Here is a 15,008-nt window from a genome sequence, read left to right as displayed (position 1 = left end):
CGCGACCGGCTGGGCCGGGGCGGACGCCCGACCCACCCGCCGCGCCGCTGCGGTCAGATCGTGTGCGGGTCGATGACCCGGACGATGAACCGCCGTTCACGAAGTGTCTGGACCGTCGGGTGCTCCGGGCCGATGACCTCGGCCAACCGGTCCGCCACGGCGCCGACGTCCTCGGCGGAGGCGCCGTCACCGGCCCGCCTCGACACCAGGGCGAGATCACCGAGGCAGCGCAGCGTGTCCGGATGGTCCGCTCCGATCACCGTGGCCAGCCGGTCGGCGGTCTCCCGCAGCCGGTCCCGTGCCGCCTCCCAGTCATCGTTCTCGGCGAGGCACACCGCCTGGTTGACCTCCGCGGCGAGGGTGTGCGGGTGGTCGGGGCCGAGCACCTTGCGCAGTTCACCAGCCGCGCGGGAAGCCGACGCGAGCGACTCCGACTTGCGCCCGAGCGCGCGCTGCGCGGCGGAGAGGTTGCTCAGCGTCGCCAGGGTGTGCGGGTGCTCCGGGCCGAGCCGGAGTTGCTCCTGGTACGCCTGACTCACCGCGGTCATCTCGGTGAACGCCCGGGCCGCGTCGCCGACGGCCAACAGGTTCGCCGCACGGCTGGACCGACACGCCACCGTCTCCGGATTGTCCGACCCGAAGCGTTCGTCGAGTTCCCGGTAGGCCGTCTCGAACATCGGCGCGGCCTCGCTCCCCCGACCGGCGCTGCGCAGCGACACCGCCAGGTTGACCTGGGCGGCGAGACTCTGGCCGTCGTCCGGCCCGAGCACCTCGCAGTAGGTGTCGTAGACCGTGCGCAGCAGGGTGGCCGACCTCTCGTACTCACCGGCCTCCCGCAGGTCGCTGCCCAGCCGCACGGCGGAGACGAGCGTGTAGGGATGGGTGGGGCCGAGCACCAGCCGCCGCCGCTGGTGCACCTCGTCGTCCCACCGGCGGGCCGACCGGTAGTCGCCGACCAGCCGGTACGAGACGGCCAGGTTGTTGGCCGCACTCAACGTCCGGGGGTGGTCCTCGCCGAACACCTGAAGCCAGGAGGCGTAGGTGGACCGGTCCCGTTCCAGCGCCTCGGCGTAGCGGCCGAGCGCCCGCAGGTCACCGCCGAGGCTGCCGGCGGTCATCAGACTGTGCGGGTGCAGCGGGCCCAGCAACCGGCGCTGCTCGGCGAGCACCGCCTCGTCCAGGTCCCGGGCCTCGTCGAAGCGGCCCAGGCTGCGCAGGATGTTCGCCCGGTTGAACCGCAGGTGCAGCAACTGGCGGCCCAACGCCGACGCCTCGACCTCGTCGTGCGTGTCACCGAGCCGGGCGCTCCAGGTGTCGTCCACCTCCTGACTGAACGAGTCGGCCTGGTCCAGGCCGCCGCGCTGCCACAGGTAACGGACCCGGTCGATGAGCAACTGGCACACCGACTCGTCCGGGCAGGTGAGCGCCTCGGAGACCTCCAGGTGCGGCCAGAGCATCCGCAGCCTGGCCCAGGTGTTCGGGTCGTCCACGTCGCCGCGCGGTCGGGACGCGGCAAGCACCAGGTGCACCTGGTGCCGGGCGGCGATGATCTCGTCCTCGGTCATCCGGTCGCGGACCACCGCCTGCAACAGCCGGTGCACCTGGACCCGACCGCCCTGCACGTCGAGCTTGAGCAACGCCAGGCGGTTGATCTGCTGGACCAGCGCGCCGCGCACCAGCCGCTCCGACACCGACGGGTCGAACGGCACCAGCGCCGCCGCCATCTCGTCGCTGTAGATGAGTTCGAGGGCGATCTCCGGAGCCAGCACCGAGCAGAGCTGCAACAGCCGGTACGCGGCGGGCGCCTGCTCGAGCAGCCGGTTCAGCGACAGGTCCCAGGTGGCCTCCACGGAGAGCGCGCTGGGGCCGTGCCGCTCGATCTGCCGCAGATAGTCGGCGACCGACGTGCCGGTGTCGGCGAGCCAGGCGCCCGCCGCGGCCACCGCGATCGGCAGGTCACCGAGCGCCTCGGCCACCCGGTCGGCCTCCTCCGCGCTGATCGTGGGCACCCGCTGGGCGAGGTGCGCCACGCTCTCGGTGCGGTCGAAGACGTCCACCTGGATCGGGTTCGCCCGGTCACCCCAGGCGCGGTTGCGGGAGGTCAGCAGCACGTGGCCGGGGCCCTGCGGCAGGAAGGGCTCGATCTGGTCGAGTTCCTCGGCGTTGTCGAGCACGACGAGCCACCGCTCGTACGGCTCGCCACGGCCCAGCACCTGCAACACCGACCGGACCGTGTCGGGCAGGGTGGGCCCGACGAGGATGCCGAGCCGACCGGCGAGGTCGGCGAGGGCGGTGTCGACGAACTGCGGCGGGTCCGCCACGATCCACCAGACCACGTCGTACGCGGCCCGGAACCGGTGCACGTACTCCAGGGCCACCTGCGTCTTGCCGACGCCGCCCATGCCCTGCAGGGCGACCGGCAGCACCACCGCGCTGCCTCCGCTCTGCAACTGGGCGCGCAGCCGCGCCAGGTCGTCCTCCCGGCCGGTGAAGCGGGCGTTCCGGTTGGGGGCGTTGAAGATCAGCGGCTCGGTGCCGGGATAACGGGTGGCCCCGGCGGCCGGACCGTCCGCCGACGACGGCACCGGACGGCCAACCAGCCGCAACACCCGTTCCACGGCTGTCGCGGCGCTCACGTTCACCAGGTTGGTGGAGCTCTGGGCGGGAAACTCGGCCAACGGGCGCAGGTCGGCGACGTACACGGCGAGGGCCGTGGAGCCGGTGCTCGTGTCCCGGTCGGGCAGACCGGCCGACGGCGTCGCCACGTAGGCCGGCGAGACCACTGTCAGCGTGCGCGGCGCGGGCGTACCGGCGGACCCGACGGCGGTCGCGGGCTCCACCACCCGCAGCCCGGCCGAGCTGAGCACCCGCTCCAGCCACTCGGCCCAGATGGCGTCCTCCGGGGCGTAACGGAGCACGATCTGGTCGTCGATCGCCTCGGTACGCCGACGGAAGCGGGCCTTGCCCCGTTCCCGCACCGACTCGTCCATCACCGGCAGCGCGGTCACCGCGCCGTCGGTGAGGATCCCGGTCAGGGTCTCGAACGCGGCCAGCAGCGACGTCGGCGAGCCGGGCGGGTCGCCGAAGGTCGCCAGTGTCTCCTCGTACGCGTAGAACGGCCGGTACGGGACCTCGACCGCGGCCCAGTAGCGCCGCCGTTCCGCCTCGGTCATACCCGCCGGCAAGCCGGCGAACCGGCGCATGGCCAGCAGGCGACCCGCCTCGGCCCGCTCCTTCTCGGCCTGGTCGACCCGCATCGGCACCGGCAGGACCCGGATGTCGCGCCGCCGGTACCGGTCCCGCACCGAGTGCGCCACCCGGGCCGCCCCGTCGATGCCCTGGTCGCTGAGCGTGAAGCAGTCGACAAGCGTGTCCGGGAGGTGCAGGGTGCAGATGTCGGCGACGTCGCTCAACCCCGTCCGGCTGTCGATCAGGGTGAAGTCGTACTGGCGCTTCATGTCCGCCCGCAGCGCCTCGAAGAACTGCGCCCCGCCCAGCCGGTTGTAGAAGTTGTCCCAGTCCAGCCCGCTCACCGAGACGGCGTAGTCGCTGTTCTGCCGGCCGGCGGAGAGGAAGTCGAGGCCGCCGCCGTCGGGGAAGTTCCAACGCAACGAGAACGCGTGCCGCCCGACCCGGGCGTACTGCTCCATCCAGCGGTCCGGCCGGTCGTCGACCCGGGTGGTCTCCCACTCGTAGTCGCGGATCATGTCGATCACGCCGCTGGTGCCCTGGATCGCCTCGGCGTCCAGGAACGGATGGAAGAAGCGGTGCAGGCCGGGTGACTCGAGGTCCCAGTCGGCGACCAGCACCCGGCGGCCGCTGGCCGCGAGGATCCAGGCGACGTTGGCAAGCGCCATCGTCCGACCCGTCCCACCCTTGAACGAGTAGAAGGTGACGACCTGGCCTTCGCGATCGTTGTTCATCGGTTTTCTCCGTGGGGACGCAATGGGGCCGGATCATCAGGCGTGGACGCGGGGTCGGCGGCGGTGGAACCGGCGGGCGGCAGGCCGTCGCGCAGGCTCGGCACCGGCTCCGGCGGTGGTTCGAAGCCGACCACCGGGCCGTACTTGAGGAACTGGCGGCGGGCCTCGGTGACCAGCGCCGGCATCAGGTCGACGAACTCCGGCATGCTGCACGCCCGCTTCACCTGGGGCAGACCGGCGTCGTGCAGCAACCGCGTCACCTCGGTCGCCCACCGGGTCGCGTCCTGGGTGTCGTCGTCGTCGGTGACCACCAGCGGGACGACCCACTCCCGCAGGCCGTGCAGCATGCGGCCGAGCAGGGCGGCCGCGTCGGGCGCCGCCGCGATCCACGGGTCGACGAGCAGCACCGCAGGGCGGCGCTCAAGCAGACCGGCGGCCTGCCCGAAGTCCTCCGTGCGGGCGGACAGCCCGAGGCGCTCGGCGGTGCTCACCGCGTACTCGGCGGCGGGCAGCTCCTGGAGACGCCCGTACGGCCGCCAGAGGCGGCCGCTTGCCGCGTAGCCGGCCGGGTCCCGGTCGACCGGGAGGCGGTCCCGGGTCGGGGCCAGGACGGCGACGACGAAGTCCGGGTCGGACGGCCCCGGGCGGGTGACCTCGTCGAGGCCGGGCGCCCGGGACGGGCCCAACGGTCGCCGCTCGGCGGTGTGCACGATCCGACCGGCCAGGCGGCTCAGCAGAAGCTCGTACTGCGTCCGGTAGGAGGCCAGCATGCAGAAGGCGCGCAGGCCGTCCTCGGCGTACTCCGGGATGTCGCGACCCAGGTCCAGTGCGCCGTCCAGCTCCGGATGGGCCTCCCATGGGGGAAACGGGATCCACAGCACCGGGGTGAGGTGACCCGCGGTACGCCGGGCCGGGCCGGCGGCGGCCAGCCGGGCCCGGAAGGACTCCTGCTCCCCCAGTGCCCACGGGCGGCTGAAGTAGCCGGGCGAGTAGAGCGGGACGAACACCTCGGCGTCACCGAGTGCCTCGGCGAGCGCCGCCTTCCAGTCGGCGCCCAACGGGATGTGCTGGTCGAAGAAGCCGATCCGCATTCCGGCCACCGGTCGCGCCTGGCGGCGCACCTCGTCGGCCAGGTCGGCGAAGAACTGGCCGACCCAGACGTCGGCGTCGGCGCGGGCGCCCGGGGCCGGCGCCGAGTGGGCGTAACTGAGGAAGAAGTACGTCCCTCGTGCCGCCGGTCGGCGGCGGTCCGCCGGCGGGCTCATCCCGGCTCCTCGGCGAACCGGTTGCACAGTTCGTCCACACTCGCCGGCACCCAGGGCTCCACCAGGTAGGAACGGTGGATCGCCACGATCCGTTGCGCGAGTCGCCAGACCACCGCGCGGTACGCGTTCTCCCACTGCATGGTCAGCAAGCCATAGACCCCATCCTGCTGGTAGTGCACCGCGATGGCGGGATCCGGCATGGCGGTCGGGGAGAACCGTTGGATGTCGCGGAGCACCCGGGGCAGTGCGGCGCCGTTCGTCGGCGACCAGGTGACCGGCACGATCGCCGTCTCGTGGGCCGAGGCGGAGCTGTGCCGCGGCACGATCCGTCGGCGGGAGAACGCGTCCCACTCGCGGCCACACCACTCGCTGCCGAGCAGCGCGCTGGACACCAGTGGCACGAAGACCTGGCAGGTGCCGGCGGCCTCGAGAAGCTCCGGGCTCCAGCGTTCCCCGCCCGCGATGGAGGTGTCCAGGAAGCCGGCGTCCACCCCGGTCACCGGGCCGACCAGCTCGCTGACATGGACGGATAGGTCCTCGAAGAACCGGGAGACGTACTCGGCGGGCTTGCCGGTGGCCCGGCCGACCGACGCCCGGGAATAGCTGAGGAAAAAGAGTGGGGCGCGCGTTCGGGAGGGTGCGTCCGCTGTGCTCACCGCTGCCCCTCCGCCCTCCCCACGCGGCCGGACCATCAGCGTAGACCCCGCGTCAACGTCGCGCCGCCAGCCGGTTCGCCGTGAACCAGGCGACGGCGAAGTCCACTGTGGCACGCGCCGGCAGCAGCCGGGCGCTGGCCAGACCGACCCGGCCGTGCCGCACGAACGGAGCGTCGTCGAGCGCGGCGCCCACTGTGGGGAAGTCGCTGTCGTCCAGGTCCAGTGCGCGGAAGTCGAGGCGGACCCGGTGCCCGTCGACGAGCCGGAAGCAGCGGTAGTCGCGCTCGGGCGGCGGCACGGGCAGCCGGTACTCGGCGAGGTGCAGGGCGCTGCACGCCTCATACCCGAGGCCGAGCAGCAGGATCTGCCCGTCGGCCGCGTACAGGCCACCGACCGGTGAGCGTTCGCCCAGGTGACAGGTGAGGTCGTGGTCGCCGGTGAGCTGCCGGGCCCGAGGGCCGAGCGCGGCGAACGAGGTCTGCGGGTGGTCACTGCGCACGGCGCCGGGAGCACACCTGACGTACTCGGCGAGCGCGCCCATCCGCTGGGAGGGCGTGCTGCGGCGGTCCCAGCCCGGCAGCGCCGCCTCGTAGCTGTCGCGCTGCGCCCGGTCCATGCCGGCGACGGCCGCCAGGTGGGCCCGGGAGGTGGTCGAGTTGCCGTCGGTGTGCGTGGGCACCAGCAGCGTGCCGGCGGGGCCGAGGACGTCCCGCAGCGCGCCGGCGAGCGTCGCCGGCCCGTCCTCCAGCCGGCCCACCCGACGCAGGCCACAGTGCACCACGAGGCACGCCCCCGGGCGGACACCCAACGCTCGCAGGTCGGCGGCGAGGCGGGGACGGCCCAGGGTGGGCGGATGCCGTTCATCGGGACCCGACACGGGTCTCCCCAAGGGCGTGCCGCAGTTGGCCGACGAACCGCTCACCCGCTGCGGTGAGCGACCGGCTGGCCAGCAGCGCGTCGACGCCATCCCGGGTCCAGGTCAGGTAACGGTCGGCGTGGGCCGACGCGTCACCCCCGCCGCGGGCCGCCCGGGACTGCCAGACCTGGGTGACGGCCAGGTGGGCGTACACCCCGTGCAGGACGCCCTCGGGCGGCCGTGGGTCGGGGCGCCAGGGCACGCTGATCCGGGTGCCCCGGTCGGGGTGGACGAGGTCGCACAGGTCCAGCGCGGCGCCGAGCTTCGCGTGCTGCCACTCGTGCACGAGCAGCACCGCCATCGTCTCCGCGTCCGGATCTCCGGTGACCGCGACCGCGCCGAACGCGTGCCGCGCGGTCGCGCTGCGCAGTGGTCTCGCCGGGTCGGGTGTCAGCGGCACCACGGCGCGCAGGCCGCCGTCGAGCGCCGCCGCGTGCGCCGGCACGTCGCGGTGCACGACCCGCCAGGCCTCGGCCACGGTACGCCCCAACGCCCGCGCGGCCGGCTCGGCCAGGCGGGGCGCCACCGACTGGCCGTAGCAGTCCCGGTACGGGTCGCCGTCCTCGATCAGCAACCAGCCACCGGGCACCGACACCCCGCGCGCCGGTCGCCAGTCGGCCGACGGCTCGACCGCATCGAGGAGCACCGTGCGCTCGGTGCTCCCGCCCCGGACCCGGAAGCCGCCCGGCACGACTGTCACCTCGGCGCTCTCCCCCAGGCCGGGCAGCACCAGACTGCCGAGCGTGGGCAACGTGATCGTGTCGGTCCGTACCGGCACGCGCACCGCGGCCGGGACGCCCGCCCGGAGAGCCGCCGCGACGGCGAGCGCCGGCAGCGGGTCGACCGCGGGGCGGACGCCCGACCGGGCCGACGGGTCGAGGCGATGCACCAGCCAGGGCCGGACGAAGGGGTGCTCCAGGACCGCCCGGACCGCGTCCGGCGCCGCCTGGTCGAGCTGGACGAGCAGCTCCCAGGCGGCGGTGGGGCCGGCCCGGTCCCGGCAGGCCACCAGCAACGCCCTGGTGATGGAGAGCTGGGTGGCGGCGAGCAAGGCCAGCGTCGGTGCCGACCCGTGGCCGGTCGCCAGGTCGTCGAGCAGCTCGTCAACCGGCGCGGCCGGCGGCGGTTGGCTCGTCGGCCGCAGGTCCGCCTCGTCGACGGTGTCGATGAGGCGGAGGAGGTCGGCGCAGTACACCGACGGGTTGTCGAAGCCGGAGCCGGTGCGCCAGCGGTGGGCGTACAGGCCGCCGCCGCACCGGTCGACCACCGGACAGGCCCGGCAGGTCGCGCAGAGCCCGTCCACGCCCTCCTGCCGGACGGCGACCCCGGGGTGCCGGGCCGCCTCGTGCACCGAATGGCCGAACACGTCGAAACCGGTGCCCGCCGCGCCGTGATAGGCGGTCTTCAGCGAGTCGACCTGCTCCCAGCTACCGTCCGCCTCGATCACCAGCACGTCGGCCGGCGCGAGGCCGAAGGCCTCGGTGCCGCCGCCGCCGGGCCGCAACGCCTCGAACAGCCGGATCGACACCGGCCGCCCCTCGTCGACCCACCGCCGGTGCAGCCGCCCCAGCCAGTCGGCGTACGGGGTGGACCCGGGGCCGGGGCGCGCCGGAGGGCTGTCCCAGGTGGCGTGCGGCAGCAGCAGGTCCACCCGGGGCGGGCGTTCGGCCAGCAGTGCCTCGTACACCCGGTCGGGATCGTTGCGGACGTCGACGGTGCAGAGGATGCCGGCGTAGCTGGCCTCGTGCTCCGGGCGCCGGAGCAGCGCCAGGGCCCGCCGGACGTGGTCATGGCTGCTGCCGCCGTGGGCGAAGACCCGGTGTCGGTCGTTGGCGGCGCGGTCGCCGTCGAACGACACACCGACCTGCACGTCGTGGTCGACCAGCAGGCTGCACAACTCGTCGTCGAGCAGCACTCCGTTGGTCTGCATCCGCAGGTCGAGCCGCGTCCACGGCATGATCGCCGCACGCAGCTCGGCCAGCACCTCGCGCAGCCCGGCGGCACCCAGCAGCAGTGGCTCGCCCCCGTGCAGCACCACGTGCACGACCGGCAACTCGTGCTCGCGGGCGTGCTCGGCGATGCGGTGCGCGGCGGCCCGGACCGTGGCCGCCGCCATCCGCACCGGCCGACCCCGCCAGGTCTGGTCGGCGTGCTGGTAGACGTAGCAGTGGTCGCAGCTCAGGTCGCACCGGCTGTGCACCTTCAGCACGAACTGGCTGATCGGCCGGCAGGATCCGCCCGCACCGGGTGGACCGCACCGGCCGGCCATCAGTCAGATGGACGAGTTGAAGGCGGCGACAGGCACGCTGCCGGACGGCACGGATTCGTCCACGACGACGCGCCGGCGGACCGCCTCGACCAGATCGGCGTGCTCGGCGGCGATCCGCCCCAGGGGGATGTGCAGGCTACGGGTGAGGTTGTCGAGGTCGGGACGGGTCGAGCGGGTGGGGGCATGGTCCACAATGAGTCTCCGAGGGCCCGGGCGCTGAGAGCGCGAGCGGCGATAATTGCGCGAAAGGCTCTGGTCCGTGACCAGGATAGACAAATATCGACCCAGTGTCACCGTCGGTACAACCGTCAGCACCGCGGGTGGTGATCCGGGTGCCGCAGAGGAGGAACTCACATGTGCCGGAGCATCAAGACGCTGCGTGAGCCGTTCACCCCGCAAGTGACCGACGCGGACGTCGAGGCGGCGGCGTTGCAGTACGTCCGGAAGATCTCTGGCTTCCGGGCGCCCGCCGCACACAATGCCGCCGCGTTCGACGCCGCGGTGGCCGCCGTGACCGCGGCGACACGCGACCTGCTCGATCAACTGGTGGTGCGGGGCGCCGGATCGGGCACCCCGGACCGGCAGGCCGCCGCCACCACCTGAGCGCGGGCGCGGACCGACTCGCCGGCGCGGCACCCGACCCACCCGATGGCGGGTCAGGCCGCGGCGAGTCAGGCCCGCCCCTGGTTGCGGGTCAGGCCGCGGCGAGCGCCGGGACGACAGTGTCCGGCGCCCAGCGCGAACGGTGGCACTGCGACCAGCCCCGGCAGCCCGGGTCGCCCGCCGTGCAGAGCCGGTGCCTGCTGAGCACCTCACCGTCCTCGGTGTCCCGCACGTCGAAGTGCACCGGACGGACCGTGCCGTCCGGGGCGACGAGCAGGTGCCGGCCCGCGTCCAGCGTGTCGTCGCGCAACAGGCAATTGCGGCCCAGCAGTCGAGCGAGCGCCGCGATGCTTGCGTGCTCGGGGAGCCGCTCGGGCACCCCGTAACAGTCCACGACCGTCGCGAACTCGCCCGGCGCCTCCCAGACGTCGCACACCACCGCGTACGCCGGCAGCCGAGCCGGGTCGGCAACCGCCAGCGGCATCACCACCCGACCAAGCGCCTCGGCCAGCGCCGGGTAGACCTCCACGGGTCGAGCCCCGTCGATTCTCCAGTTCCACAGCTCGGTCATTCCGCCTCCTCGCTGCGTTCGTCCCACCGGCCTCCGGATCGGGCCTTACTCACGATGGTGGGGGGCATTTGACCCCAGCCGGGGGCAAGTTACCGGTCTGTGACCATTCCGGGCAAAATTTCCCTGAGCCACATTGCTCGGAGTAGCGGGAAGGTGACAGTTTATCGGCTATGGTGCGCCAACCGCACCACCGCGACCGCGTGTCCGGCGAGCGGCCCTCGCGTGTCCCGCCGTCAGCCTGCGGAACGGTCAGCGCAGGACGACGAGGTGCTCGCCACGCGGCAGCAACTCACCCACCACGGGAGCGCCCGGAACCTCGCCGGCCACCAGCAGGCCGCCGGAGGTCTGCGCGTCGGCAAGCAACAACCGCTCGTCCTCGGACACGGCGCCGAAATCCGTCCACGGCGTCACCCACTCCAGGTTGCGCCGGCTGCCGCCACTGACGTACCCGTCCCGTAGCGCTTCGCGGGCACCCGCCAGGTACGGCACGCTCGCCGCGTCGATGGCGACCGTGAGCTGGCTGGCCCGGGCCAGCTTCGAGGCGTGCCCGAGCAACCCGAACCCGGTCACGTCGGTGCCACAGCGGATGCCGGCGGCGACCGCCGCGCGGGCGGCATCGGAGTTGAGCGCGCTCATCGAGGCCACCGCCTCCGGAAAGGTCTCGCCGGTGGCCTTGTGCCGGGTGTTGAGCACACCCACCCCGAGCGGCTTCGTCAACGACAACGGCACTCCGGCGCGCCCGGCGTCGAGAGTGATCAACTCCTCCGGGCGGACCGTGCCGGTGACCGCGAGGCCGTACTTCGGGCCGTCGTCGTCCACGCTGTGGCCGCCGGCCAGGTGACAGCCGGCCTCCCGGGCCACGTCCTGGCCGCCGCGCAGGACCTCACCGGCCAACTCCATCGGCAGCACGTCGCGCGGCCAGCAGAGCAGGTTGAGCGCGACCAACGGGGTGCCGCCCATCGCGTACACGTCGGAGAGCGCGTTGGCCGCGGCGATCCGACCCCAGTCGTACGCGTCGTCGACCACCGGGGTGAAGAAGTCGGCGGTGCTGACCAGGCCGGTCCGCTCGTCCAGGCGCACCACCGCCGCGTCGTCACCGTGGTCCAACCCGACCAGCAGCTCCGCGGTTCCGGTAGCCGGGCCGAGACCGGACACCATGATCTCCAGCTCACCGGGCGGGATCTTGCAGGCGCAGCCGCCACCACGGGCGTAACGGGTCAGGCGTACCGGTTCGGTCATCCCTCCATGATCTCGACAACCCGCCACGATCGCCACCGTTGTCATCCGCACAGTGACCGGAATCGGACGCTCGTCGACGATCGTGACCGGTGTTACCGCTCCGTGACCCGCTGAGTTGCATTCCGCCACATCAGGCCGCCTACAGTGGCCGCACCGGGGGTCAACCGACCCCGATCCGGGAGACGACAGGGGACGGTGGACGACGTGACGACGGGCGAACCGCTCATCGTGCTGGACGCGGTCAACAAGTGGTTCGGGCCGCTGCACGTGCTGGACGACGTCTCATTGTCGGTGGGTCGGGGTGAGGTGGTCGTGGTGATCGGCCCGTCCGGCTCCGGCAAGTCGACGCTGTGTCGCGCCATCAACCGACTGGAGCCGATCAACTCCGGCACCATCACCTTCGACGGCCAGCCGCTGCCGGCCGAGGGCAAGCCCCTCGCCAAGCTGCGCAGCGAGGTGGGGATGGTCTTCCAGTCCTTCAACCTCTTCGCCCACAAGACCATCCTGGAGAACGTCACCCTCGGCCCGATCAAGGTCCGCAAGGAGAAGCCAGCCGCCGCCCGCGAGCGCGGCCTGGCCCTGCTCGACCGGGTCGGCATCGCCAACCAGGCGGACAAGTTCCCGGCCCAGCTCTCCGGCGGCCAGCAGCAGCGGGCGGCCATCGCCCGCGCCCTGGCCATGCAGCCCAAGGCGATGCTCTTCGACGAGCCCACCAGCGCCCTCGACCCGGAGATGGTCGGCGAGGTGCTGGACGTGATGACCTCACTGGCCCGCGACGGCATGACGATGGTCGTGGTCACCCACGAGATGGGCTTCGCCCGGCACGCGGCCAACCGGGTCATCTTCATGGCCGACGGCAAGCTCGTCGAGGACGCCTCCCCGGCGGAGTTCTTCGACAACCCGCGCAGCGAGCGGGCGAAGGACTTCCTCTCCAAGATCCTCACGCACTAGGCGTCCGTAGTGGAGCACGCCGACCACCGGTGGGCTCCGTGAAAGAAGGAGAAGAGTATGCGTATGAAGCGCGTGGCGGCGATCGCCGCGATCGCCGCTCTGTCCATCACCATGACCGCCTGCGGCGGCGATGAGGGCAGCGGCACCAGCAGCTCGGGCGCCAAGGGCATCGTCGGCAAGGCGGAGAGCCAGAAGAAGCTCGTGATCGGCGTCAAGGCCGACCAGCCGGGACTGGGTCTGCAGACCGGTAGCCAGTACGAGGGGTTCGACATCGAGATCGGCAAGATCATTGCCAAGGGCCTCGGCGTCGACGCGAACAACATCGAGTGGAAGACGACGGTCTCCAACAACCGGGAGCCCTTCATTCAGCAGGGCACCGTCGATCTGGTGGTGGCGACGTACACCATCAACGACGAGCGCAAGCAGAAGGTCAACTTCGCCGGCCCGTACTTCATCGCCGGCCAGGACCTGCTCGTCAAGGCCGACTCGACGATCACCGGCCCCGAGGGCCTGGAGGGCAAGAAGGTCTGCTCGGCCTCGGGATCCACGCCTGCCAAGCGGATCCAGTCGGACTACCCGAAGGCCAAGCTGCAGCAGTTCGACGCGTACTCGAAGTGCCTGCCGCTGCTGGAGAACGGCCAGGTCGACGCCGTCACCACGGATGACATCATCCTCGCCGGTTACGCCGCCCAGTCGCAGTTCGCCGGCAAGTTCAAGGTGGTCGGCAAGCCCTTCTCCAGTGAGCCCTACGGCATCGGCCTGAAGAAGGACGACAAGGACGGCTGCGAGAAGATCAACGAGATCCTCAAGGCCGCCGCCTCGGACGGCACCTACAAGGCCGCCTGGGACACCAGTCTGGGCAAGAGCGGCAAGGCCGCGCCCGAGCTGGACACCACCAAGCTGACCAACTGCGGCAGCGTCTGACCGGTCCCGGGGGCCGGCACCCGATCGTGGGTGCCGGCCCCCGGCCCGTGACGACGCCGACGACCTGCCCTCGGGAGCCGACGCATGCACGTATTCGCTGATCCGACTAACTTCGACGCCTACCTGTCGGGCTTTATCTGGATCCTCAAGCTGACCGGTGCGTCGGCGGTGTTCGCGCTGACGCTCGGCGTGCTGCTCGCCGCCATGCGGGTCTCGCCGGTCCCCGTGCTGCGCGGCTTCGGAACGGCCTGGGTCAACATCTTCCGTAACACGCCACTCACCCTGGTCATCTTCTTCTGCTTCTTCGGGCTGTACTCCACGCTCGGCCTGACCCTCTCCGACGACCTGGACCTGAACAACTTCTGGCTCGGGGTCGTCGGCCTGTCGGTGTACACAGCCGCGTTCGTCTGCGAGGCGCTGCGATCCGGGGTCAACACGGTGCCCGCCGGGCAGGCAGAGGCAGCCCGGGCGATCGGCCTCACTTTCGCCCAGACCCTACGGATCGTGGTGCTGCCTCAGGCCACGCGCTCCGTGATCGCGCCGCTGGGCAGCATCCTGATCGCGCTCTGCAAGAACGCCACGATCGTCGGCACGATCGGGTTGATGGAGTCCTCAAACGTGATGAAGCAGCTGATCAATGACAACGGCGACGCGGTCATCATGATCTTCCTGGTCTTCGCCGGCACGTTCGCCGCGTTGCTGATCCCCACCGGCTACGTCTTCGGCTGGCTGGCCAACCGACTGGCGGTGAAGCGCTGATGAGCACCGACTCCGTCCTCTACGACCACCCGGGGCCTCGGGCGCGGATCCGCAACGCGGTACTGACCGTCGTCTTCGGTGTCGCCCTGGCCGGGCTGCTCTGGTGGATCTATTCGAAGTTCGACGAGGCGGGCCAGTGGGACGGGCAACTCTGGAAGCCCTTCACCGAGGCTGCCACCTGGACCCAGTTCATCGGGCCGGGTCTGCTCGCCACACTCTGGGCGGCCGCGGTCGGCATGGTGCTCTCGTTGGCGTTCGGCATCATCTTCGCGGTCGGCCGGCTCTCCGAGCGTCGCTGGATCAGCATTCCGTCCGGCGCCGTGGTCGAATTCTTCCGCGCTGTCCCGCTGCTCCTCATGATCTTCTTCATCTTCTACGGCGTGCCGTTCGTGATCAAGGGGCCGGTGACCGCCTTCTGGGCTGTCGTGATCGGGCTGACCCTCTACAACGGCTCGGTCCTCGCGGAGGCGTTCCGGGCCGGAATCCGCTCGCTGCCCGGCGGCCAGTCCGAGGCCGCGTACGCCATCGGCATGCGCAAGAGCCAGGTCATGCAGCTGATCCTCGTCCCGCAGGCCGCCCGGGCCATGCTGCCGGTCATCGTCAGCCAGTTGGTGGTGCTGCTCAAGGACACCGCGCTCGGCTACATCGTCGCCTACCCGGAACTGCTCCAACGGGGGGTCAACGACCTCGCCGCGAACAAGGGCAACATCGTCGCTGCGGCGATCGTGGTGGCCGCGATCTACATCGTGATCAACTCACTGCTCACCGCCCTGGCCAACTGGCTGGACCGGCGCAGCCGTCAGCGTGGCGTCCGCGCGAAGCGGCGGATCGCCACCGGCGCCACTCCGGTCGGCGGCTACACCGTCAGTGAACCGCAGGGCTGAGCAACAACGTGGCGGCGCCTGGCATCTGACCGAGCCGCCCGGCTCGTG

The 15,008-nt window shown here is 71.8% G+C and carries 13 protein-coding genes; 5 read left to right on the top strand and 8 right to left on the bottom strand.

The features are described from left to right. Positions 1 to 53: 53 nt before the first annotated feature. From fxsT to fxsA, 6 genes are all read right to left on the bottom strand, one after another. Entirely contained in the window at positions 54 to 3,923 is a 3,870-nt protein-coding gene (fxsT, locus tag AB0F61_RS00875; protein ID WP_357801804.1) for an FxSxx-COOH system tetratricopeptide repeat protein, read from the bottom strand. Next, positions 3,920 to 5,188, bottom strand: coding sequence for a TIR-like protein FxsC (locus AB0F61_RS00870; RefSeq protein ID WP_357801801.1), 1,269 nt, complete (start codon positions 5,186 to 5,188; stop codon positions 3,920 to 3,922). Before AB0F61_RS00870 ends, fxsT begins: the two co-directional genes overlap by 4 nt. Further along, positions 5,185 to 5,844 carry a TIR-like protein FxsC gene (locus AB0F61_RS00865; RefSeq protein ID WP_357801799.1) on the bottom strand — a complete coding sequence of 220 codons (660 nt, stop codon included), beginning with the start codon at positions 5,842 to 5,844 and terminating at the stop codon, positions 5,185 to 5,187. The genes AB0F61_RS00870 and AB0F61_RS00865 overlap by 4 nt, the downstream gene beginning before the upstream one ends. Positions 5,845 to 5,896: 52 nt before the next feature. Further along, positions 5,897 to 6,721 carry an AAC(3) family N-acetyltransferase gene (locus AB0F61_RS00860; protein WP_357801797.1) on the bottom strand — a complete coding sequence of 275 codons (825 nt, stop codon included), beginning with the start codon at positions 6,719 to 6,721 and terminating at the stop codon, positions 5,897 to 5,899. Next, a complete protein-coding gene (locus AB0F61_RS00855; protein ID WP_357801795.1) occupies positions 6,705 to 8,969 on the bottom strand; it encodes an FxsB family cyclophane-forming radical SAM/SPASM peptide maturase in 2,265 nt (754 codons plus the stop codon). Before AB0F61_RS00855 ends, AB0F61_RS00860 begins: the two co-directional genes overlap by 17 nt. Positions 8,970 to 9,032: 63 nt before the next feature. Then, positions 9,033 to 9,221, bottom strand: coding sequence for an FxSxx-COOH cyclophane-containing RiPP peptide (fxsA, locus tag AB0F61_RS00850; RefSeq protein WP_357801792.1), 189 nt, complete (start codon positions 9,219 to 9,221; stop codon positions 9,033 to 9,035). Between the two features lie 162 nt (positions 9,222 to 9,383). Between fxsA and AB0F61_RS00845 the strand changes: the two genes are divergently transcribed. Beyond that, the gene (locus AB0F61_RS00845) at positions 9,384 to 9,632 is read left to right on the top strand and encodes a DUF2277 family protein (protein WP_357247470.1); all 249 of its coding nucleotides are present in this window, start codon (positions 9,384 to 9,386) and stop codon (positions 9,630 to 9,632) included. Positions 9,633 to 9,723: 91 nt separating this feature from the next. On the opposite strand, the gene AB0F61_RS00840 is transcribed toward AB0F61_RS00845, so the two are convergent. Continuing rightward, a complete protein-coding gene (locus AB0F61_RS00840; RefSeq protein WP_357801789.1) occupies positions 9,724 to 10,203 on the bottom strand; it encodes a hypothetical protein in 480 nt (159 codons plus the stop codon). A gap of 249 nt (positions 10,204 to 10,452) precedes the next feature. After that, positions 10,453 to 11,442, bottom strand: coding sequence for a selenide, water dikinase SelD (selD, locus tag AB0F61_RS00835; protein ID WP_357801786.1), 990 nt, complete (start codon positions 11,440 to 11,442; stop codon positions 10,453 to 10,455). 195 nt (positions 11,443 to 11,637) lie between these two features. Between selD and AB0F61_RS00830 the strand changes: the two genes are divergently transcribed. The 4 genes from AB0F61_RS00830 to AB0F61_RS00815 all read left to right on the top strand — a co-directional run bounded on the left by AB0F61_RS00830 (position 11,638) and on the right by AB0F61_RS00815 (position 14,960). Continuing rightward, complete coding sequence (locus tag AB0F61_RS00830) at positions 11,638 to 12,393, top strand: amino acid ABC transporter ATP-binding protein (RefSeq protein WP_357801783.1); 756 nt, start codon at positions 11,638 to 11,640, stop codon at positions 12,391 to 12,393. Positions 12,394 to 12,450: 57 nt separating this feature from the next. Further along, positions 12,451 to 13,317, top strand: coding sequence for a glutamate ABC transporter substrate-binding protein (locus AB0F61_RS00825; RefSeq protein ID WP_357801780.1), 867 nt, complete (start codon positions 12,451 to 12,453; stop codon positions 13,315 to 13,317). An 84-nt stretch (positions 13,318 to 13,401) separates the two neighbouring features. Next, on the top strand, positions 13,402 to 14,076 hold the full coding sequence (locus AB0F61_RS00820; RefSeq protein ID WP_357801778.1) for an amino acid ABC transporter permease: 675 nt from the start codon (positions 13,402 to 13,404) through the stop codon (positions 14,074 to 14,076). After that, entirely contained in the window at positions 14,076 to 14,960 is an 885-nt protein-coding gene (locus AB0F61_RS00815; protein WP_357801776.1) for an amino acid ABC transporter permease, read from the top strand. The genes AB0F61_RS00820 and AB0F61_RS00815 overlap by 1 nt, the downstream gene beginning before the upstream one ends. The last annotated feature ends 48 nt before the right edge of the window (positions 14,961 to 15,008 follow it).

The organism is Micromonospora sp. NPDC023888, from assembly GCF_040639415.1.
Lineage (GTDB): Bacteria > Actinomycetota > Actinomycetes > Mycobacteriales > Micromonosporaceae > Micromonospora.
This window is presented reverse-complemented; position numbering and strand designations above follow the sequence as displayed.